We start from the raw sequence: 19574 nt of genomic DNA on the forward strand, positions 1-19574 counted from the left end.
GCAAAGCGCGACTGTTGAGCGGAAGAAAAATCCTCGTTGAACTCGTCTTCGCCGTGAACTTCAGCGCTTACTTTAAAGGATCACGAGTAATCTGCCGAGAGCCAATGCGAGGCTTGCCATTTGATCCCTTGCATGGTGTGCACAGGCACTCAGGCACAATACGAAGCACGCGGCGAATTGCGTTGTTCTTCATCTGGTTTCCGGGTAGCGGCAATGCGGCCGCGTTTCGAATCTCCTTCAGGAGCTATTCAATGGAAACCAGCATCACAGTCATCGCAGCCGCGCTTGCCTTCGTGGGTAGTCGCTTCGCGCGCACACGTTGCTCGGCGGCCTGGTTGTGTGGCTTGCCGCTACGTGGGCGCATATTCCGCTTTCGGGCTTCGCGGCAGGCATCTGGCGCTGGCTTTGAGTCGGACGCAAACATCGATTCTAATGGTTACGATACATAGATGATTCGTCATCCGAACAGTTTAACGCGCGAGATATGCTGATCTCCTATTTCTCCAGCGGCGATGCTATCCGCAGTCGGCGCGTGAGCGACGTCGTGCTGTCAAGCGTCGTCGATATACCCGTGCCCCCGCAGCGTGTGCTAATGGATTGGGAAAGAGAAACGTCGTCGCGCATGAACCTGGAACCCGGCGACGTCGAGGCGATGCCTTTCGCGCGAACGCGCGTGCGTTGGCCGGACTACCCGCGTTGCGTGCAGGCGATGTCGGACTGGACGCACTCACTCGGATTACCCGGCGTGCTGGCCTCGAGCGACGTCGCGTTGATGGCGTGCCGCGGCGCGAGGTATCACCACGACGCCGAGCAGTATGGCGGCGCGGCGTTCTGCAATCTCTTCCTCACCGAAGACCAGGGCTTCGACGTGCATTTCGCGGCCACAGGTCAGCGTATTCCGTTGACGCGCGGCACGGCGCTGATATTCGACACCGGCCAGCCTCATGGCGTGATCCGTCGCGACAGCAGCGGTTTTAGTGCGAGCGACTTCACGCTGGATCAGCATTGCGTGCAGATGTTCCTGACGTGGGAGCTTCCCATCGAAGACGCGCATGTGGCACGCGCGCTCCACATCGACTTCGACGTTGCCGCATTGCCCGCCTCGCATCCAGACACAGAGCAAGTGTTGCTGGACGGCGAACCGGTAGTGGTATGCGCGGAGTCTGGCCGCTGGCGCCGGGCCGACTGATCCGCAGCGCGATGCGCATGTCGTTGCACGGCCGCGCTCGCCTGTATCATGGCGGGCTTGCATTCGACCGCACGCTTGCGTCGATGGTCGGCGCAAAATGCATACAGCAGCGCTGCCGCCACGCGGCGCACGCGCATTCTTTCACGACGACTCACAGGAACACCGCCATGACGGCCGCTACTCAATTCGATCAGGTTTCCGTTATCAAACGCGCCAACGTCTACTTCGACGGCAAATGCGTGTCGCACACCGTTCTGTTCGCCGACGGCTCGCGCAAGACGCTCGGCGTGATCCTGCCCGGCACGCTGAACTTCGGCACCGACGCGCCGGAACTGATGGAAGTGCAGGCGGGCCAATGCCGCATCCGCCTCGAAGGCAGCGACGAGTGGAAAACCTATAGCGCGGGGGAGTCGTTTTCGGTGCCGGGCAAAAGCCGTTTCGACATCGACGTGGTCGAGACGCTCGACTACGTTTGCAGCTATCTGTAAGCGCAATCGAGCGACGTCATAGGGAAGAATGAAGATGCTGGAGTCCCGGAACAGGACTCCAGCCAACGCAGCGATGCGTGCGTCGATGTGTGCGTGTCAGACAGTGCGGCGAACCATCAATTCCTTGATCTTGCCAATCGCCTTCGTCGGGTTGAGCCCCTTCGGGCAGACGTCGACGCAGTTCATGATCGTGTGGCAACGGAACAGACGGTACGGATCTTCGAGGTTATCCAAACGCTCGCCCGTCGCCTCATCACGGCTATCCGCGATAAACCGATAAGCCTGCAACAGACCCGCGGGACCCACGAACTTGTCCGGATTCCACCAGAAGCTCGGGCACGACGTCGAGCAGCTCGCGCACAGAATGCACTCATACAGACCATCCAGCTCGTCGCGCTCTTCCGGCGACTGCAGACGCTCCTTCTCCGGCGGCGGCGTGTCGTTGATCAGGTACGGCTTGATCGAGTGATACTGGTTGAAGAACTGCGTGAAGTCGCAGATCAGGTCGCGCACCACCGGCAGTCCCGGCAGCGGACGCAGCACGATCTTCTGCGGCAGATCGTTCAGGTTCGTCAGACACGCCAGACCGTTCTTGCCGTTGATGTTCATCGCGTCCGAGCCGCACACGCCTTCGCGGCACGAACGGCGGAACGACAGCGTTTCGTCGAGCGCCTTCAGTTTCACCAGCGCGTCGAGCAGCATGCGCTCGTGCGAGTCGATCTCGATCTCGTACGTCTGCATGCGCGGCGCCGCGTCCCTGTCCGGATCGTAGCGGTAGATTTCAAATGTACGCTTGGCCATATTGTGGGTCCTTTGACTTGTGCGTGTGCCTTAGAAGGTCCGCGCCTTGGGCGGCACCGATTCAACCGTCAGCGGCTGCATGTGCACCGGCTTGTAGTCGAGGCGGTCGCCCTCGCTGAACCACAACGTATGGCGCAGCCAGTTTTCGTCGTCGCGATGCTCGAAGTCGTTCTGCGCATGCGCGCCGCGGCTTTCCTTGCGTGCCTCGGCCGAGACCATCGTCGCGCGCGCGACTTCGATCAGGTTCGCCACTTCCAGCGCCTCGACGCGCGCGGTGTTGAACACCTTCGACTTGTCCTTCAGGTGGATATTCTCCACACGCGCCGCCACTTCGCGGATCGCCTCGACGCCTTCGGACAGCAGCGCCGACGTGCGGAACACGCCCGCATGTTTCTGCATCGTGCCGCGGATGTCGTTCGCCACCGACTGCGCATACTCGCCCGACGACGAGCTCTCCAGCTTCGCCAGACGCGACAGCGCGAAGTCAGCAGCGTCCGCCGGCAGCGGCTTGTGGTCCTTGATTTCCTTCACATGCTTGACGATGTGATTGCCCGCCGCGCGGCCAAACACCACCAGGTCGAGCAGCGAGTTCGTGCCCAGGCGGTTCGCGCCGTGCACCGACACGCACGAGCATTCGCCGACCGCGTAGAAGCCGTTCACCGGCTCCTCGTGACCGCGCGCCGTGCCGACCACCTGACCGTGGATGTTCGTCGGAATGCCGCCCATCTGGTAGTGAATGGTCGGCACAACGGGGATCGGTTCCTTGATGCAGTCGACGTTGGCGAACTTCAGCGCGATTTCGCGGATCGACGGCAGACGCTTCATGATCGTCTCCGCGCCGATGTGCGACAGGTCCAGCAGCACGTGGTCCTTGTTCGGACCGACGCCGCGGCCTTCCTTGATTTCCTGGTCCATCGAGCGCGAAACGAAGTCGCGCGGCGCGAGATCCTTCAGCGTCGGCGCGTAACGCTCCATGAAGCGCTCGCCGTCCGAGTTACGCAGAATGCCGCCTTCGCCGCGCACGCCTTCGGTGATCAGCACGCCCGCGCCCGCCACACCCGTCGGGTGGAACTGCCAGAACTCCATGTCCTGCAGCGCGATGCCCGAGCGCGCGGCCATGCCGAGGCCGTCGCCGGTATTGATGAACGCATTCGTCGATGCCGCGAAGATGCGGCCCGCGCCGCCCGTGGCGAACAGCGTGGTCTTGCCTTCGAGGATGTAGACGTCGCCCGTTTCCATTTCGAGCGCGGTCACGCCGAGCACGTCGCCGTCGGCGTCGCGGATCAGATCGAGCGCCATCCATTCGACGAAGAACTGCGTCTTCGCTGCAACGTTCTGCTGATACAGCGTATGCAGCAGCGCGTGACCGGTGCGGTCAGCCGCGGCGCACGCGCGCTGCACGGGCTTCTCGCCATAGTTTGCGGTGTGGCCGCCGAATGGACGCTGGTAGATCGTACCGTCGGCGTTGCGGTCGAACGGCATGCCGAAGTGTTCGAGTTCGTACACGGCGTTCGGTGCTTCGCGGCACATGAACTCGATCGCGTCCTGGTCGCCGAGCCAGTCGGAGCCCTTGATCGTGTCGTAGAAGTGGTAGTGCCAGTTGTCCTCGCTCATGTTGCCGAGCGACGCGCCGATGCCGCCTTGCGCGGCGACCGTATGCGAGCGCGTGGGGAACACTTTCGAGAGCACGCACACCGACAGACCCGCGCGCGCCAGTTGCAGCGACGCGCGCATTCCCGAGCCGCCCGCGCCGACGATAACCACGTCGAACTTGCGACGCGGCAGGGCATTCTTGATTGCAGCCATGCTTTTACACTCTCCAGAGAATCTGCGCGGCGTAGCCCGCACACGCGAGCAGCCAGACGATCGTCAGCGCCTGCAGCAGCAGACGCACGCCCACGGGCTTCACATAGTCCATCCAGATGTCGCGGATGCCGACCCACGCGTGATAGAAGAGCGAGAGCAGCGTGACGAAGGTCGCGAGCTTCATCCATTGCGTCGCGAAGATCGACGCCCAGCCTTCGTAGGAGAAGTCGCGCGCGCCGAAGAACCACGCGAGCAGGATCACCGTGTAAAGCGCCATCACGCAGGCGGTGATGCGTTGCGCGAGCCAGTCGCGCAGACCGTAGTGGGCGCCGACGACCAGACGCTTCGAGCCGATTCGGTTATTGGCTGCCATGTTTAGAATGCTCCGAAGAGTTTGAGCGCGAACACGATGGTCAGCAGCGACGACACCACGAACACCACGATCGAGGTCTGCTTGCCTTTCTCTTTGGTGACGGCTTCATGGTTGGTGTCCATCAGCAGGTGGCGAACGCCGGCGCAGAAATGGAACAGGTAGGCCCACGCGAGCACCAGCGTGATGAGCTTGACGATGATATTGGAGAGAAAGCCCTTGAAGACTTCGAAGCTCAGCTCGGAAGTCAGGCTCTGGTCGAAGAGGTACAGCAGGAACGGCAACGCGACGAACAGCAGGCCGCCGCTCAGTCGATGCAGAATCGACACGCGCCCCGCGAGAGGCAGGCGATACGCCGTCAATATCTGCCCGATACCGATGTTCCGGAACTCCGGCCTCGGTTTTTTTAATGTGTCAGCCACAGTAGACCCCTTCGCTTCATTAGATAAACACAACGGCGCATACCGCCGCGCGCTCCCTGAAGAGCGGCTCGTCCTGCCTTCATCGTCGAAGATAAAAGCCCATGTATTGCGGGACAGACTTATAGGACGCGGACTGCGCGATGGCGATATTTTGTCGCACCGCTGATATACTGTCCAATATCTATCGCGTCTTACTGAAATAGCTTTTACAGATATCGCATGGAGCTGCGTCACATCCGCTACTTTCTCGCGGTCGCCGAGGAGCGCAACGTCACGCGCGCGGCCGAAAGACTGGGCATCGGCCAGCCGCCGCTCAGCCAGCAGATTCATGCGCTCGAAGACGAAATCGGCGTGCGGCTGTTTCGCCGCACCGGCCACGGCGTCGTGTTGACCGAGGCGGGCGAGGCCTTCGCCGCCGACGCACAGCGCATCCTGCACGACACGCGTCTTGCGGTCGAAAAGGCGCAGAGCGCGGGGCGCGGAGAAATCGGGCAATTCAACATCGGCTTTACGGGCTCCGCCGCGTTCAACCCGGTCGTCTCGAAGCTGATTCGCGCTTATCGGCAGGATTATCCGAACGTCACGCTCACGCTTGCCGAGGGCAACACCGCGCAACTGCTTGCCTATCTCGGCGACGGCCGCGTGGATGTCGCCTTCGTGCGCCTTGGCAGCCAGTCGCCGGCGGGCGTGCAGTTCCATCACATCGCCATCGAGCCGATGAAGGTTGTCTTGCCGGCAACGCATCGTCTCGCGAAGAAACGCAGAATCCCGCTGTCCGCCCTGGCCGACGACCCGTTCGTGATGCTGCCGCGGGAGGCGAGTCCGACGCTGCACGACGTCATCGTCGGAGCGTGCCGGGAGGCGGGATTCGAGCCGATCGCCGGGCAACAGGCGCCGCAGCTTTCGTCCGTGGTGAATCTGGTGGCGGCGGAGTTCGGGGTGTCGCTGGTGCCGGCTTCCGTCTGTCAGATACGCGTGGAAGGCGTCGCTTATACCGACGTGCTCGGCAACGCCATTTCGATCCGGCTGTCGCTGGCTTCGCGGATGGAGGCCGCGCCGGCAAAGACGGCGAATTTTCTTCAGAAGGCGTTTGCGTTGGGGGCGTCGATTACGTGAGGGTTCGGCGCTTTGCTTGGGCTCTGGCTATTCGCTAATCGTGGCCGCAGACGTCGCGGCCCGCGGGCGCCGCGCTTCTATCGCCTCCGCTTTGTGCGCGAACGCCTCCACGATCGCGCCGGCGAGTTCGTCGGCGATCTTTGGCGAGGAAGCCCCCGACGCGAACATCGTGAACTCGACATCCGGCAGCGCGGGCAAACCGGCATCCGGCGGCATCACGCGCAAGCCGTTCACCAGTTGCGTGTGAACTATCGGCGTCACCGCGAAGCCGGCCTGCGCCGCGGCACGCAGACCTGCGACGCTCGAGCCCACGAGCGCGATCCGATACTCGACGCCGCCGCGCGCAAGCGCAGCGAGCGCGGCCTCGCGATAAGGGCACGGTTCGGGGAACAGCGCGAGCGGCACCGGCGCGCCGTGCGTCAGCGAAGACCATTCCGCTCCCGCCCACACGAGCGGCTCGCGCCACAGCACTTGCCCTGGGCGGCCGCCGTCGCAGCGTCCGCCGATTACGACGTCGAGTTCGCCGTGATCCATCGCGACCAGCAGATCGGCGGGAATGCCGACGCGCACACTGAACGCGATGCGCGGGTAGCGCACGGCGAACGCCTGCATGACGTTCATCAGCCGCACGTTCGACAGGTCTTCCGACAGGCCGACGCGGACTTCGCCTTCGCTCGGCGCACGCGACAGTTGCGCCTGCGCGTCCTGATTGAGCGCGAGGATGGCGCGCGCGTAGCCGAGCAGCAATTCGCCGTCGGCGGTGAGCGCGACCGAGCGTGTGGTGCGCGCGAGCAGTTCGCGGCCGATCTGATTCTCGAGGCGCCGCACGTGCGCGCTCACCGCGGACTGCGTCAGATTCAGGCGGGCGGCGGCGTGCGTGAAGCCGCCTTCCTTGACGACGGCCACGAATGAACGCAACAAAACGGTATCGAACACGGCGCGTACTCCTCGGTTCAGGGATTCAGTGCGATTGCGACTGAATCGGCTCACTATACTTCGTTTAAATTTCGCGTCGAACTATGTTGAGATGGCTGCACCTTAACCCGTGTGGAGCAATCTCATGCCGACTCTGCTGCATGTCGAAGCGTCGCCGCGTAAAAAGCGATCCGCGTCGCTCGAAGTGGCGCGCGTTTATCTGGACACTTACTGGGAGGTTCATCGGGACGCGCGAATCGACGTGCTCGATTTGTGGTCGACCGAACTGCCGGAATTCGACGGCGATGCCCTCGACGCCAAATATGCCGATCTCAGCGGCACGCCGTTCACCGACGGCCAGCAGAAAGCGTGGTCGCAGATCCGCCAACTCGCGCAGCGGTTGCACGACGCGGACACGCTGCTGTTCTCGGTGCCGCTCTGGAATTTCTCGATTCCCTACAAGCTGAAGCACTTTATCGACGTCGTGTCGCAACGAAACGTGCTGTTTTCTTTCGACGAGCGAGGGCTCAACGGGCTGCTCAAAGACAAGAACGCGGTGGTGATTTACGCGCGCGGCCTCGACTATTCGATCGACTCCATCACGCCCGCGCATTCGTTCGATTATCAACGGCCGTTCATGGAAGCCTGGTTGCGCTCGGTGGGCGTGACGGACGTCGAATCTATCGTCGTCGAGAAGACGCTGTTGGGGCCCGAGGTCGATCATGCGGCGCGGCAGGCTGCCTGCGAGCGGGCCGTTGCGCTGGCGAGGTCGCGGGCTGAGTGTGCTGTGAAGTGAGGTTTGCCGCGTTTTGATGAGGCGTCGCTGAGCGGTCCCGGCGACGCTCGTTCGGCGTGCATGCAGCTTCCGTCACTTTACGTAATAAATGTTACGTTATATCATTCCGCCGACATTGGGCGCGGTCGGGCGATGGCCTGTCGGCATCGGCGATAGTTCGGGTCGCCCAGTGTGAGCCCGGCGGAAATGCGTCTTTCTAGTGAAACGTTATAACATTTCACGGAAACGCACGGCCGACATAAAAAGACAATTCTCGAAAAGACCGTGAACAAAAAACCTCCACGCGCTTCCGTGCGCGCGCTTCGGCTGTCGCCGCTTTCCTTTGGGCTCCTCGCCGCGTTGGCTCATGCGCAGTCCGGCAACGTCAATCCCACGCAGAATTCGACGCAAGCGCCTGGCGGCTCGCTGGCGCCTGTCTTCGTCACCGCGAATCCGTTGGGCGAAACCGACCTGATCGCTCCGGCCACCGCGCTGTACGGCGACGCGCTGACGCGTCGACAGACGAACTCGCTCGGCGAGACGCTCAACGGCTTGCCAGGCGTCTCGACCACGACGTATGGACCGATGGTGGGGCGCCCCATCATCCGCGGCATGGATGGCGACCGCATCCGCATTCTGCAAAACGGCGTGGCCGCGTGGGATGCGTCGTCGCTGTCCTACGATCACGCGGTGCCGCAGGAGCCGTTGACGATCGAGCGCGTCGAGATCGTCCGCGGACCGGCAGCGCTGCTGTATGGCGGCAATGCGATCGGCGGCGTGGTGAACACGATCGACAACCGCATTCCGCGCGAGCCGATCAACGGACTGACGGGCGGCGTCGATGCCAGCTACGGCGGCGCAAACGATGCGCGCGCCGGCGCGGCCCAGGTCGAAGGCGGCAACGGGCGCTTCGCGTTTCACGTCGACGCGTTCGATCGCGAGACCAGCAAGGAGCGCATTCCCGGCTTCGCGCACTCGGACCGCCAGCGCGCGCTCGACGGTCCCGATGCCAACGAGGCCTACGGCAGCCTGCCCAACAGCGACGGCCGCTGGCACGGCGGCGCGCTCGGCGGCGCCTATACGTGGGCCGACGGTTACGCGGGCCTGTCGTACAACGGCTTCGAGGCGAACTACGGCTCGGTCGCCGAAGACGACGTGCGTTTGCGCATGCACCAGGACCACGTCGCGTTTGCGTCGGAAGTGCGCAATCTGCGCGGGCCGTTCTCGCAGCTCAAGTTCGATTTCGGCTACACGGACTACGAGCACAAGGAGATCGACAACGGCGAGACCAGCACCACGTTCCGCAATCACGGCTACGAGGCGCGGATCGAGGCGCGTCATCGCAAGATCGGTCCGTTCGAAGGCGCGATCGGCGTTCAGCTCAGCCAGAACACGTTTTCCGCGTTAGGCGACGAGGCGCTCGTTCCGACGACGCAAACAACCAACGTCGCGCTCTTTGGCCTCGAAGAGTGGAACGTGACCGACGCGTTCAAGCTGAGCGCGGGCGCGCGTTACGAGCACGTCAAACAGCAGCCGACGGCAGCCGGCAACGACAAGTTCGCAAGCGCTCACGACCGGGATTTCAATGCGGTCAGTGCGTCGCTCGGCGCGCTCTACAAGCTGACGTCGCTCTGGTCCGTGGCGGGCAATGTCGCCTATACCGAGCGCGCGCCGGCGCTCTATGAGCTGTATGCAAACGGTCCGCACGACGCGACCGGTCAGTATCTGATCGGCAACCCGGATGCGCAGAAAGAAAAGGCCGTGTCGACCGACCTGTCGCTGCGTTTTGCGAGCGGTCCGAACAAGGGCAGCGTCGGCGTGTTTTACAGCCGCTTCAAGAACTATCTGACCGAGTTCAACACAGGGCGCCTCGTGGACGACTCCGACCAGGTCGTCGCACCCGGCACCGACGATGCGTTGAACGAAGCCGTCTATCGCGGCGTTCGGGCGGAGTTCTACGGCATCGAACTCGACGGCAAGTGGCGCGTGTTTCAGAAGGGCGCGCATCAGGTGGACGTGGAACTCACCGGCGACTACACGCATGCGCGCAACATGGACAACGATCAGCCGCTGCCGCGCATTTCGCCGTTGCGCGCGACGCTCGCGGTCGACTACGGCTATGGGCCGTTCGGCGCGCGTGCCGAACTGCAGCACGCATGGGGACAGCACCGCGTGCCCGAAAACGATCTGCCGACAGCCAGCTATACGAAGCTCGGCTTGCTCGTCACCTACAAGTTCCACGTCGGCGCGACGGACTGGCTCGCCTATCTTCGCGGCGATAACCTGACGAACCAGGACATCCGCTATGCAAGCTCGGTGGTCCGGGACATTGCGCCCGAGGGCGGCCGAAGCGTGATGGTCGGACTGCGCACGAGGTTCTGAGCCGCGCGTCGATTCGATCAAACGCGGCGCTTTTTCCACGCGTAGTCCGGTGGCGGATCGGCGACGCCCGGCCGTCCCACCGAATTCGGATTCTCCGAGCACAGCGTGACGAAAGACACGGACTCGCCGCGCGACTGACGGCGTCGCAACGTTTCGGTGAACGCCAACGCGTCCGCCATCGCATCGGCGGGAAACGACGCGCAGCGCGGCACGATGCCGTCGTCTATGGTCTCCGACCAATAGACCATGTAGACCGGCCTCACGGAGCAGGCGACTGGCTGCCGGGCGTACCCACGCCGGGTATATCGCGCACGGGCTGCTGGTCCGGCTCGAGATCCGTTTCCGGGAGCGACTCGGGCGTGCGGGCAGGCGGCGTACCGCGACTGACTTCGGACTGCTGGGGATCGGGCTTGTTGGGCGCGGGTGTTTCGCTCATCGGTGGCTCCTTGCAGTGCTGCGATTGAAGTGAGGCTGTCGTATGCGCAGCATCGGCTATGCCGACGCTCGGCCAACCGGCCCGCCGAGCGCGCGGACATCGTCCGCGCATCGCGCTTTCTCAGTTATTACAACGGCTTGTAAATTCCACGCCGGCAACGCAATGCGCGCGGCGCCTTTACAATTCAGCACTTCAATCCGACAGACGAACATGCGCGATGAGATACCACTTTGCATTGACCTTGGCATTCACCTTTGCGACGGCCGTCGCAGCGAGTGCGGCCGCTAACGCGCAAACGCCCGCGAGCGGCGAGACGGGCGCGCTGCAATGTGCGATCGGAAAAGTGACAGGCGTCGGCGGCTCGGAGCAGAGCGTGCGCGAATACCTTGCGACGCCCGGGCGCGATCAGTATCGCTACCTCGCCGATCATCCGATTCAATGCCGGATCTCCGACGAAGGCCGCGCGTCCGCGTGTACCGGCATTACGACGCTTCGCCGCGAACAGGTGAGCGTGTACGACCAGATCGACAGCTCGTTGACCTCCGTGGTTGCGCGCGTCGACCTGGATCACGGCACGTATCCTGTGCTGATCGTCGTGCCGAGCAAGGACGTGCAGTGCCAGGAGTGAGTGGCGAGAGTGCGCCGCATTTCGTCGCCGGCAACATGCTGATAAGAACGCTTGCCTGAAGGCCGGGTTATTCGCTCAGCTCAGCGACGAGACGCGACAGACGATCGAGGCGCTTGTGGTACATCGGCGCCTGGGGAGAGCTCTTCAGATGTTCGATGCGGTCACGCCAATAGGTCGGCGGAAAAGGCTTTTGCGATGCCCATGCGATCACGCGCTCCAGGTGAAGGAGCTCGTTTTCCAGAATGTGGTGATGCATTGTGAACCCCCGTGGGTGGCCAGCCTTGGTCTATTCGCGGCGTCGCTAACGGTCTGACGCTGCGTGGACTGCTCGTGCAGCTTGCTCTTTGCGACTACTGCAAAGGACGAGCCGCCGTTGCTGCTCCCGCAGGCGCAGGCAACGGCGGCCAGACCAACCCCGCAGCGGATCGTCTGGTACATAGCCAAAAGATTTTCCGCCATTCAGTGCGTTGCAACTCGAGCTGCTTCTCTGTGGAAGCATGCCCTCGCGATGTTTCGACACTGTCACTGCTACAGCACAGCCCTCTCTCAATCTGATGCCGACAACCTTTTGCTATCGGCGGAATTGGCGCATCACACTCGTTCGTATAACTAACCGAATCATCGCGATCATGTGCGGCGATCGCTCGGTTAGCGGCGGCGCGACGCAATCTTGTCTGGTCTCTCAGGCGCCCTGCATTTCGGACGAATTCGTTGGCATTTCTTTGGGCTCAAGGCCACGAGCATTTGTATAAGCAATGACCGTGCCATTCGCCGATACCGCTGTGCGTAGGGCATCGGCGAAATTCGCTCGATGATTCTGGTCAAACCCGTCCAGGTACAGCCCTAAAAGTGGACGTTTTCGTCCAGGTGGCCATGCAAGGGGCGTGGAGCGGCGATTTCGTCCGTTAGGATCGAAAGGCGAGGGCGCGATGGACGCAAAGCGAAGCCGAAAACGGCCAGAACGCGGCCACAAAGCGGCCACGGCGGGGACATCCGGCGGGGCGACGAAGCGCCGCGCCGGACCAACTGAAACGAACTGGAAAGAACTGGAATAAGCAGACGCGAGACCTACGACTGCAGGCTGACCTTGCTGTAAGTCAGCCGGCTCGGGCGCAACTGCATGCGCACCAGCGAGACGAGGAAGCTGAAGCCCGCCTGATTCGGATCGATGACCGGCACGAAGCCGCCCATTTCGTCGCTCAACATTCGTGAGACGCGGCTCGCGACGTCCACGAAACCGGTGCAGCCGAGCAGAATGGATTGCGCGCCGTCCTCCTTGATCGCCTTCAGCGCGGCTTCGAAGGTGCGGATGATGACGACGTCGATATCCTCCAGTTGCGCGACCGGGCAATTGATCGCGCGGATCGACGCGAACGTATCCTCGATGCCATAGGTCTGCGGATGAGCGCGCTGCATCGCCAGCGTGCTTTGCAGGATCGTGACGATCGAGAAGCGCTGGCTGAGCGCGAGCGCCGTGAACGCCGAAGCCGGAAAGCCGCCGATGATCGGAATGTCGATCACCTCACGCGCGGCTTCCACGCCGCACATGTCGAAGTCGGTCAGCCAGATGCCGTCGAAGCCGTCGTTGGCGATGGCTTGCGCGAGCTCGACCACGGGCATGCCGTTTTGCAGCCAGTTAGTGCGGTTCTCGATGTCGGGATGCCCTTCGGCGATGTTGCGAATCTCGACATGCACGTCCGGCGGCACGACCGGCGCGATGGCCTTCATGATGCGCTCGTTGTATTGCGACGTGGCGACCGGCACGAGCACGCAGATGCGAATGGGCGAGTTCAAGATGCCTCCCCCTTGCGCGCGGATTGCAGCGACTGCAGTGCTTCAAGCGGCACATACGGGCCGAGGTAGTTGAGCGAGTTCAGCAACTGCATGAAGCTGTCGAGAATCAGCCCCGGCTTGCGCAGTTCGGCTTCGGCGCGCCAGGCGATCAACGTCACGGGACGCTTGCCGATCGCCGGATTCAGCGAGCCGTCGGCGTTCACGAGATCGCCATTGCTGAACACAGATTGACCTTCCCCGCCGACGTAATACGCGACGCTATCGGGCGCGAGCACGATCGGCTGCGGACGTTCGCTGTCCCATACGAGCAGCGACTCGTTCTGATACATCACCGTGTAGGTACGCTGCCCGGCCTGAATGCGGATCTTGCCGACGTCGAAGCCGCCGCTCGTGTCCACTTCCGCGGAAACCAGTTCACCCGGCTCCGACACAGCGCGCGCCGCAAGGCCGCAATATTCGACGAGATAGTCGGTCATTTGCCGCGCACTGCCGATTCGTCCCGCGTGCAACGCGCGCCCGAGTGTGAGCGCGCGTGTCAGCGTGCCGCGGATCGGCGTCGCGCGGCCGATGTCGGCCGGCTGCATGACCCACATTGCGAGTCCGCCGAACTGCCCGAATTCCGGATCGGCGACAACAGGGCGCATCATCTGCTCGACAATCGCCGACACGTCGCGCTGATGAGTCGGCGCACCCGCATTGCCGCTGCGCGGCGTCACGTCGAGTTCGACGCACAGGCCGCCCTGGCTCACGAGGAACGCCGGGCGCGGGTCGATCTCCGCGGCGGCGAAAGTGAGCATCGGCAAAGAAGGCACCGCGCGGCCGGCGCCGTCGGCGTCGATCACCGCGAGGCCGAGCTTTGCCGCCACCAGCGCGGCGACCGTGAAGCCGAGCGCGCCGCTTTCCGGCGGCATGACGTAGGCGAGTTTCGTCGATTGCGACCCAAGCCGTGCCTGCACATTCTGCACGGCCGTCACCGGACCCAGCGGATAGGTCGCCGAATTGATCGCTTCGGGCGCGCCGAGATAGGCGACCATGACGGCCGCGCCCTCGGTGGCTTCTTCAACGGACACGACCTTCACTGTGTCGCTCGGGTAGTAGTCGCCGGCGACGAAATGCGCGGCCAGATGCCGCGCGGATTCGATCGTGCCGCCCCCGCCACTCCCGAAAAAAGCCGCGCCCAATAGCAGCGGCTCCAGATCTTCCCGGCGTAGGTCAAATGCCATTGACGATTCCTTTAGTGTAGTTATCGAAAGAACTCTGTTGCTGAAGTTCGGCAAGCAGTTTGGCCGCGCCCGTGACGCGCGGCGTGGCGTCCGCGGGCAACGAACGCAAGCCGCGCTCAAGCGTCTCGATCGCTTCCGGCACGCGATCAGTCGAGCGCAGCAGATCCGCGAGGTAGTGCGCCGCGTCCACGCGCGCGGGCACCGAGCCGAACGCGAGCGCGGTCGATAGCGCGGTGCGCAGGCCCAGTTCCGCCGCGTTCACATCGCCGAGCGCCCACTGCGCGCGTGCGCGCGTGACCAGCAGCTTGCCGAGATAGACGCGCTCCTGACGGGCGAGCGTTTCATCGATCGCGGCTGCGAGCATTGCTTCGGATTCCTTTGCACGTCCAGCGCGCAGCAGCAATTCCCCGTGATGCCACGCCTTGAACGAATAGAACAGCGCGCCGCCATTGCAGACGACGTGATTATCGTAGCCGTCGAGCATGATCGTTTCCGCTTCGTCGGTTTGACCGAGCGCGCTCAGATGACAGGCACGCAGCACCTGGCCGACGCCGCGATAGAACGCAAAGCCGTACGCGATCGACACCGATTCCAGTTCGCTCGCAAGCCGGCCGAGCCGCTCGACGTCGTCGAACAGCGCGGCGAGCCACGCGGCGCCCTGCAGATTGACGACGTGAGCGAGCGCGTGCACGCCGGGCTCCGACGCGCGCAGAATCAGCATCTCCATCGCGCGGCGTGCCTGCGCGAAGGCGCCGATCTGATACGCGGCGAGTCCTTCGAAAGTCAGCGCCAGACTCGCGAGGTCGATGCCTTGCGAGCCGGTGCGCACGTCGTTGCGTCCCACGCCGAGCAGATTGCCGCGCGCGAGACAGGCAAGCGCTTCCTCGCTGTCGCCGAGCCAGAACAGCGTGTTGGTCATCGCGACGTGCGCTTCGTCGAGCGAGACGCGGTCGCCGCCGTTTTGCGCGCGCTCCAGCATGTTCTGCGCGGTCGCGCGCGCCTGCTTCAGTTCGAGCGTGGTCAACTGCGTGGTCCAGATGCCGAACTGGATCGCGGCGATTTCCGCGGGCGTGCAAACGCCTTCGCCGATCGCGAGCGCCGCGGCGTAGCAGGCGGTGGCTTCCGCATACAGCCAGCCGTGCACGCTGCGCAAACTCATCCCAAGCAGGCGATATGCGTCGAACTGCAAGCGGCGCACGGCGCCCTGTTCATTCGGTGTCTGCAGCACATCGAGGCAGCGGCGCAGCGGTGGAATCGCTTCGGCGAATTTCGATTCCTCGATCAGCGCTCTCGCATGTTCGAGGCATTTGCGCGCTTCGCGGTGATGTTCTTCGCGCGACTTCAGACGCCGTTCGATGGTCTTGCGGCCCACGCCGAGCAATGTCGCCGCCGCGCTCTTGTTGCCGCTCGTGCGTTCGAGCGCGCGGTCGATCAGCAAATCTTCAGCGGCGCCGAGCTTGTCGCGGCCTTCGAGTTGCAACAGCATGTCCGCGAGACTCGCGCGCGACACCGGCCCGCTCGCCTCGTTGGCGAGAAACGGCTCGAGCGTATCCACGTCGATCTGCGTGGTCTCGGCAAGCACGCTCAACTGACTGATCAGATTGCGCAATTGCCGGATATGGCCCGGCCACGGATGTTGCGAAAGACGCCGCAGCGCGGTCGGAGAAAACTCGAGGCGGCGCGTGTGCTGTGAAGCGAAGTGGTTGACGAGCGCGGGAATGTCTTCGACGCGCTGTTCCAGTCCGGGCACTGCGAGGACGAACACCGCGAGCCGGTAGAACAGATCCTCGCGAAAGAGTCCCTCGCGTGCGAGCTCGCGCAGGTCGCGATGCGTTGCGGCCACCACGCGTCCGCCGAAGTGAAGGTTGGTGGTCGATCCAAGCGGACGGAAAGTGCGCGTCTCCAGCACGCGCAGCAGTTTCGGTTGGAGCGCGAGCGGCAACTCGCCGATTTCATCGAGCAGCAGCGTGCCTTTGCCGACCTGCTGCAACAGCCCCTGGCGATTTTCGCCCGCGCCGGTGAACGCGCCTTTGACGTGCCCGAATAGTTCGGCTTCGACGAGATGCTCGGGAATCGCGCCGCAATTGACGTCGACGAAGGGTTGATCCTGGCGCTGGCTGTGCGCGTGAACACGGCGTGCCACGAGTTCCTTGCCGGAACCGGTCGGCCCGAAAATCAGCAGCGGATGATCGGTGGGCGCGACGCGATCGATCATTCGAACCAGTTGGCGAAACGCCGGCGCGCCGCCCACGAAGGAGCCGGATGCGGCTTTGTCGTGAGCGAACGGAACGACAGGGCTATAACTCATTTAACAAGTACGCTCCACATGATCCGCGTGCGGCGCTACGCGGAGAGTGCCGTCAAGCGACGGCGGTCATGCATCGATCTGGTGTCTGGCGAAACTTCCGATTCCGCTGTCGGAATGTTCCGCCCCAAGGAGAGACAGAGTATGACGGCTTGCTGTCGATGTTGTCTTTCGAAATTAATCCTTGTGCCGGTGGACTTGCGCGTGTCGTCCCAACGTCTTGCGGCGCTGACGCAAAGCGCCGCGCGAAGACACTGCAGCGATGCCGCGCGTGTTCGATCGCGAGCTGAAACTATGCATATCGGGCGAGTTACAGCGGCTCGCTGCAAGCGCGCCAACGTGGCTTGTATGCATGACGGATATAACGGCGGCGCGGCGAGGATTCTTTAGGAGCTGGACGGAATTGCGCAAAGATAGCCGCTTGCGTGGCCGAGGTACGAGGCGAGAGCGTTTGAGCAGTCACTGCGACGCTTCGGTTTGCGTTAAACCGCGTCGGGCCTGCCGCCGAAATGTGACGAGCGGGCGATGTTTCATCGCCACGCTCAAGGGGATGTTGAACGGTCGCATGCGGCGGCCGCCGTGCGATGTTGCCGCTTACGGTCCGACTCGCAGAACCACGCCGGTGGACAACTGCACCATCAGATAGTCGCCGCCGATGCCGACCCACGAATAACCGCGCGGCGGCGGCGCGAGCCGATACCCGCGCCAGTCGTCGATAACATACTGACGGTCGCGGTATTCGGGAGGCAGCCGATCACCCTTGCGCCAATGTCCGGGCGCGTTCGCCGAGTTGCCAGGACCCTCGGGGCGGTGTCCCGGCGGCATCGGCTTATGGCCGTGGCTGTCGTAGCTATCGTGACCCTTCGGTCCCTTGCCGTGCTTCGGTCCCTGCCCGTGATCTCCGCCGTGGCCGGGGTTGTCGTGCGGCGGCTGTGCAAGCGCGAGCGGCGATGCGAGCATACCCGCGGCCATCATCGACACGAGCAATAGACGGGATTTGTTCATTAGTTCGTTCCTGTGAAAACGTTTGCTAAAGGCTAACGACGGGTTAACGAAGCGCCGGAACCACCGCGTTGGCATCCGCGATACGGACAATGCCGCGCGCCCACAATTCCTTTGGAAAACTTGCGCGCTTTATTGTGGCGTATTGTGGATTATTAGCTCGTGCTGATTGCAACGCCGTGAGCGTGGCTATTCGAGCTTTGCGCTTCAAGTTCGTCCAGTTGGAGCAGAAGGACGTCGATAGAACGCAATTGCGCATTGGTCAGGTGCTGGGAATCGAGCAGTTGATGAAGCCGCTCGCGCCAGTAGGCGGCCGGAAGAATGGGCCCCGCGAGATCTCCGGCCATTGATGCACTCATGACTCGCGCAAGATGCGCGATCTCCAGGTCGATTAGCGTGTGCATGCCTCACCTCGCAACGTTCGTTCTTGTTGTGTAACCAAGAGCTACTAAACCTTAGTCCAAATGCGGCAAATAACCAATTCGATCGGCTATTAACCACGCCGCTAAAGCGCGGATGCTACGTTTTAGCTCACTCAGAAAGCATGATATGCGAGCCGCGAGTCCCAGTCTCGCCCGTTATGACAAAGAATGTCAAATCGGCCGAAGTTACCGTCCGTTTCAAATTGGCCGATCTCTTTTACGTAGAGTTTCCATATCCTTCAGGGCACAACAACGATGATGGAGGAATCGCCAATGAAAACCGTGTTTAAAACGCCGACGTGCGTGCTTGAATTTCCGCTTGTCGCGCAAGCCCTTCGTCGGGGAACCTCATGAAAAAAATCATTTACCTGCTTGCCGCAAGCGCCGCGCTGTTGAGCGGCTGTGCGCTTTATGTGCCCGATTCGCCGGGCGTGGTCGTCGTGCCGCAAGGCCATCCTCAGGGCGGTCCGGGCAATGGTTTCTGCCCGCCGGGACAGGCGAAGAAGGGGAACTGCTGATCGTGAGGGAGTCGGTCCGCGCGCACTAGCGGCTTTGCGCGTTGTACGCGGCGGCTTCCTCGAGCAACCATGTCCTGAACAGTTCCAGTGGTTTGCCGTGACTGAGCTCGGTTGGATAGACCAGGTAGTACGCGGATTCTTCGACCGCCGTGGCCGCGAACGGAATGACAAGACCCAACTGCGTCAGTTGTTCGTCGACGAAAAATTTGGGCACCAGCGCGATGCCGAGCCCTGCGGCGGCCGCGCTGATCAGCATCGAATGCAGTTCGTAGCGCACGCCCTGCATCGTGGCGTTGTCTTCGACGCCGAGATTCGCGAACCAGCGCGACCAGGCATCGGGGCGCGTGGTGGAATGCAGCAGCGGATAATTCAGCAGTTCGTGCGGCTTGCGGATGCGCTTTGCAAGCAGCGACGGCGCACACACCGGCACGACTTCCTCGCCGAACAGATAGTCCGACGACGTGCCCGGCCACGTCGGCTTGCCATAGTGAATGGCGGCTTCGAAATGCGACTCCTCGAAAGAGAACAGGTCGGTGCGAATGCCCATGTTGATTCGAACGTCCGGATTGCGGTCGTTGAAATCCTTCATTCGCGGAATCAGCCATTGCGACGCGAACGTGGGAAGCACCGCGAGTTCGAGGTAGCCGCCGCCGCTGCCGTGCGCAATGATGGACAGCGTGTCGCGATCCAGATTCTCCAGCGCGCGGCGCACCTGTGTGCCATATAGACGTCCGGCGCGAGTGAGCATCACGCGCTGCTTCGAGCGAACGAAAAGACGCACGCCGAGATTCGATTCGAGCGTCGCGATCTGCCGTGAGATCGCGCTCTCCGTGAGGAACAGTTCCTTTGCCGCATGAGTGAAGCTCTCGTGCCGCGCGGCAGCTTCGAAGGCGAGCAGCGCACTCATGTTGGGAATCTTGAACTTGCGCATGTTAGTTCCGAAAAGTCATCAAGTGACAATTTAATCTCGCTTTACGAGGTG

General features: G+C 62.7%; 21 protein-coding genes and 1 pseudogene. 8 read left to right on the forward strand and 14 right to left on the reverse strand.

Translation table 11 applies throughout. The features are described 5' to 3' along the window. Positions 1 to 313: 313 nt before the first annotated feature. The 3 genes and pseudogenes from BGRAMDRAFT_RS35915 to ppnP form a co-directional block, all read left to right on the forward strand. Positions 314 to 409 (forward strand): annotated as a pseudogene (locus BGRAMDRAFT_RS35915) (NnrU family protein); the annotation flags it as partial. 75 nt (positions 410 to 484) lie between these two features. Then, on the forward strand, positions 485 to 1189 hold the full coding sequence (locus BGRAMDRAFT_RS05445) for a hypothetical protein (protein WP_006047672.1): 705 nt from the start codon (positions 485 to 487) through the stop codon (positions 1187 to 1189). A gap of 167 nt (positions 1190 to 1356) precedes the next feature. Next, the gene (gene ppnP / locus BGRAMDRAFT_RS05450; protein ID WP_006047673.1) at positions 1357 to 1677 is read left to right on the forward strand and encodes a pyrimidine/purine nucleoside phosphorylase; all 321 of its coding nucleotides are present in this window, start codon (positions 1357 to 1359) and stop codon (positions 1675 to 1677) included. Positions 1678 to 1773: 96 nt separating this feature from the next. On the opposite strand, the gene BGRAMDRAFT_RS05455 is transcribed toward ppnP, so the two are convergent. From BGRAMDRAFT_RS05455 to sdhC, 4 genes are read right to left on the reverse strand one after another with little or no spacing between them, the layout of a single operon-like run. Beyond that, positions 1774 to 2478 carry a succinate dehydrogenase iron-sulfur subunit gene (locus tag BGRAMDRAFT_RS05455; RefSeq protein ID WP_006047560.1) on the reverse strand — a complete coding sequence of 235 codons (705 nt, stop codon included), beginning with the start codon at positions 2476 to 2478 and terminating at the stop codon, positions 1774 to 1776. A gap of 30 nt (positions 2479 to 2508) precedes the next feature. Beyond that, positions 2509 to 4284: a succinate dehydrogenase flavoprotein subunit gene (sdhA, locus tag BGRAMDRAFT_RS05460; protein WP_006047559.1), complete on the reverse strand. Its 1776-nt coding sequence runs from the start codon at positions 4282 to 4284 to the stop codon at positions 2509 to 2511. A gap of 4 nt (positions 4285 to 4288) precedes the next feature. After that, on the reverse strand, positions 4289 to 4657 hold the full coding sequence (sdhD, locus tag BGRAMDRAFT_RS05465) for a succinate dehydrogenase, hydrophobic membrane anchor protein (RefSeq protein WP_006047558.1): 369 nt from the start codon (positions 4655 to 4657) through the stop codon (positions 4289 to 4291). A 2-nt stretch (positions 4658 to 4659) separates the two neighbouring features. Then, entirely contained in the window at positions 4660 to 5076 is a 417-nt protein-coding gene (sdhC, locus tag BGRAMDRAFT_RS05470; RefSeq protein WP_006047674.1) for a succinate dehydrogenase, cytochrome b556 subunit, read from the reverse strand. A 219-nt stretch (positions 5077 to 5295) separates the two neighbouring features. On the opposite strand from sdhC, the gene BGRAMDRAFT_RS05475 reads away from it, so the two are divergent. After that, positions 5296 to 6192, forward strand: a complete 897-nt coding sequence (locus tag BGRAMDRAFT_RS05475; protein ID WP_006047675.1) for a LysR family transcriptional regulator — start codon at positions 5296 to 5298, stop codon at positions 6190 to 6192. A 27-nt stretch (positions 6193 to 6219) separates the two neighbouring features. On the opposite strand, the gene BGRAMDRAFT_RS05480 is transcribed toward BGRAMDRAFT_RS05475, so the two are convergent. Further along, positions 6220 to 7128, reverse strand: a complete 909-nt coding sequence (locus tag BGRAMDRAFT_RS05480; RefSeq protein WP_006047676.1) for a LysR substrate-binding domain-containing protein — start codon at positions 7126 to 7128, stop codon at positions 6220 to 6222. A 124-nt stretch (positions 7129 to 7252) separates the two neighbouring features. Between BGRAMDRAFT_RS05480 and BGRAMDRAFT_RS05485 the strand changes: the two genes are divergently transcribed. Next, positions 7253 to 7903 (forward strand): FMN-dependent NADH-azoreductase, encoded by a 651-nt coding sequence (locus tag BGRAMDRAFT_RS05485; protein WP_006047677.1) that lies wholly within the window; start codon positions 7253 to 7255, stop codon positions 7901 to 7903. Between the two features lie 291 nt (positions 7904 to 8194). Beyond that, complete coding sequence (locus BGRAMDRAFT_RS05490; protein WP_006047678.1) at positions 8195 to 10264, forward strand: TonB-dependent receptor; 2070 nt, start codon at positions 8195 to 8197, stop codon at positions 10262 to 10264. Positions 10265 to 10281: 17 nt separating this feature from the next. On the opposite strand, the gene BGRAMDRAFT_RS05495 is transcribed toward BGRAMDRAFT_RS05490, so the two are convergent. Then, a complete protein-coding gene (locus BGRAMDRAFT_RS05495; protein WP_006047679.1) occupies positions 10282 to 10512 on the reverse strand; it encodes a hypothetical protein in 231 nt (76 codons plus the stop codon). Between the two features lie 11 nt (positions 10513 to 10523). Then, on the reverse strand, positions 10524 to 10700 hold the full coding sequence (locus tag BGRAMDRAFT_RS34895) for a hypothetical protein (RefSeq protein WP_006047680.1): 177 nt from the start codon (positions 10698 to 10700) through the stop codon (positions 10524 to 10526). A gap of 217 nt (positions 10701 to 10917) precedes the next feature. Between BGRAMDRAFT_RS34895 and BGRAMDRAFT_RS05500 the strand changes: the two genes are divergently transcribed. Continuing rightward, positions 10918 to 11328, forward strand: a complete 411-nt coding sequence (locus BGRAMDRAFT_RS05500) for a hypothetical protein (RefSeq protein ID WP_006047681.1) — start codon at positions 10918 to 10920, stop codon at positions 11326 to 11328. Positions 11329 to 11395: 67 nt separating this feature from the next. Here the strand turns inward: BGRAMDRAFT_RS05500 and BGRAMDRAFT_RS05505 are convergent, their stop codons facing one another. From BGRAMDRAFT_RS05505 to BGRAMDRAFT_RS05530, 6 genes are all read right to left on the reverse strand, one after another. Further along, complete coding sequence (locus tag BGRAMDRAFT_RS05505; protein ID WP_006047682.1) at positions 11396 to 11584, reverse strand: hypothetical protein; 189 nt, start codon at positions 11582 to 11584, stop codon at positions 11396 to 11398. An 812-nt stretch (positions 11585 to 12396) separates the two neighbouring features. Next, positions 12397 to 13122 carry an aspartate/glutamate racemase family protein gene (locus BGRAMDRAFT_RS05510; protein WP_006047683.1) on the reverse strand — a complete coding sequence of 242 codons (726 nt, stop codon included), beginning with the start codon at positions 13120 to 13122 and terminating at the stop codon, positions 12397 to 12399. Continuing rightward, positions 13119 to 14345, reverse strand: coding sequence for a DUF917 domain-containing protein (locus tag BGRAMDRAFT_RS05515; protein WP_006047684.1), 1227 nt, complete (start codon positions 14343 to 14345; stop codon positions 13119 to 13121). Before BGRAMDRAFT_RS05515 ends, BGRAMDRAFT_RS05510 begins: the two co-directional genes overlap by 4 nt. After that, on the reverse strand, positions 14335 to 16653 hold the full coding sequence (locus BGRAMDRAFT_RS05520) for a sigma-54-dependent transcriptional regulator (protein WP_006047685.1): 2319 nt from the start codon (positions 16651 to 16653) through the stop codon (positions 14335 to 14337). Before BGRAMDRAFT_RS05520 ends, BGRAMDRAFT_RS05515 begins: the two co-directional genes overlap by 11 nt. 591 nt (positions 16654 to 17244) lie before the next feature. Then, on the reverse strand, positions 17245 to 17655 hold the full coding sequence (locus BGRAMDRAFT_RS05525) for an RcnB family protein (RefSeq protein ID WP_006047686.1): 411 nt from the start codon (positions 17653 to 17655) through the stop codon (positions 17245 to 17247). Between the two features lie 152 nt (positions 17656 to 17807). After that, a complete protein-coding gene (locus BGRAMDRAFT_RS05530; protein WP_006047687.1) occupies positions 17808 to 18056 on the reverse strand; it encodes a hypothetical protein in 249 nt (82 codons plus the stop codon). A 368-nt stretch (positions 18057 to 18424) separates the two neighbouring features. Between BGRAMDRAFT_RS05530 and BGRAMDRAFT_RS34410 the strand changes: the two genes are divergently transcribed. Further along, a complete protein-coding gene (locus tag BGRAMDRAFT_RS34410) occupies positions 18425 to 18592 on the forward strand; it encodes a hypothetical protein (RefSeq protein ID WP_006047688.1) in 168 nt (55 codons plus the stop codon). 25 nt (positions 18593 to 18617) lie between these two features. On the opposite strand, the gene BGRAMDRAFT_RS05535 is transcribed toward BGRAMDRAFT_RS34410, so the two are convergent. Continuing rightward, the gene (locus BGRAMDRAFT_RS05535; protein ID WP_006047689.1) at positions 18618 to 19523 is read right to left on the reverse strand and encodes a LysR family transcriptional regulator; all 906 of its coding nucleotides are present in this window, start codon (positions 19521 to 19523) and stop codon (positions 18618 to 18620) included. Positions 19524 to 19574: the final 51 nt, after the last annotated feature.

The sequence above is a fragment of the Paraburkholderia graminis C4D1M genome, from assembly GCF_000172415.1.
GTDB classification, from domain to species: Bacteria; Pseudomonadota; Gammaproteobacteria; order Burkholderiales; family Burkholderiaceae; genus Paraburkholderia; species Paraburkholderia graminis.

Excerpts from the sequence above, each read along its gene's own strand:
- BGRAMDRAFT_RS05515 (WP_006047684.1), bottom strand. The coding sequence starts at position 14,345 with ATGGCATTTGACCTACGCCGGGAAGATCTGGAGCCGCTGCTATTGGGC.
- ppnP (WP_006047673.1), top strand. The coding sequence starts at position 1,357 with ATGACGGCCGCTACTCAATTCGATCAGGTTTCCGTTATCAAACGCGCC.
- BGRAMDRAFT_RS05535 (WP_006047689.1), bottom strand. The coding sequence starts at position 19,523 with ATGCGCAAGTTCAAGATTCCCAACATGAGTGCGCTGCTCGCCTTCGAA.
- BGRAMDRAFT_RS05485 (WP_006047677.1), top strand. The coding sequence starts at position 7,253 with ATGCCGACTCTGCTGCATGTCGAAGCGTCGCCGCGTAAAAAGCGATCC.
- BGRAMDRAFT_RS05455 (WP_006047560.1), bottom strand. The coding sequence starts at position 2,478 with ATGGCCAAGCGTACATTTGAAATCTACCGCTACGATCCGGACAGGGAC.
- BGRAMDRAFT_RS05525 (WP_006047686.1), bottom strand. The coding sequence starts at position 17,655 with ATGAACAAATCCCGTCTATTGCTCGTGTCGATGATGGCCGCGGGTATG.
- BGRAMDRAFT_RS05520 (WP_006047685.1), bottom strand. The coding sequence starts at position 16,653 with ATGAGTTATAGCCCTGTCGTTCCGTTCGCTCACGACAAAGCCGCATCC.
- BGRAMDRAFT_RS05475 (WP_006047675.1), top strand. The coding sequence starts at position 5,296 with ATGGAGCTGCGTCACATCCGCTACTTTCTCGCGGTCGCCGAGGAGCGC.
- BGRAMDRAFT_RS34410 (WP_006047688.1), top strand. The coding sequence starts at position 18,425 with ATGAAAAAAATCATTTACCTGCTTGCCGCAAGCGCCGCGCTGTTGAGC.
- sdhA (WP_006047559.1), bottom strand. The coding sequence starts at position 4,284 with ATGGCTGCAATCAAGAATGCCCTGCCGCGTCGCAAGTTCGACGTGGTT.
- BGRAMDRAFT_RS05495 (WP_006047679.1), bottom strand. The coding sequence starts at position 10,512 with ATGGTCTATTGGTCGGAGACCATAGACGACGGCATCGTGCCGCGCTGC.
- sdhD (WP_006047558.1), bottom strand. The coding sequence starts at position 4,657 with ATGGCAGCCAATAACCGAATCGGCTCGAAGCGTCTGGTCGTCGGCGCC.
- BGRAMDRAFT_RS05505 (WP_006047682.1), bottom strand. The coding sequence starts at position 11,584 with ATGCATCACCACATTCTGGAAAACGAGCTCCTTCACCTGGAGCGCGTG.
- BGRAMDRAFT_RS05500 (WP_006047681.1), top strand. The coding sequence starts at position 10,918 with ATGAGATACCACTTTGCATTGACCTTGGCATTCACCTTTGCGACGGCC.
- BGRAMDRAFT_RS05530 (WP_006047687.1), bottom strand. The coding sequence starts at position 18,056 with ATGCACACGCTAATCGACCTGGAGATCGCGCATCTTGCGCGAGTCATG.
- BGRAMDRAFT_RS05445 (WP_006047672.1), top strand. The coding sequence starts at position 485 with ATGCTGATCTCCTATTTCTCCAGCGGCGATGCTATCCGCAGTCGGCGC.
- BGRAMDRAFT_RS34895 (WP_006047680.1), bottom strand. The coding sequence starts at position 10,700 with ATGAGCGAAACACCCGCGCCCAACAAGCCCGATCCCCAGCAGTCCGAA.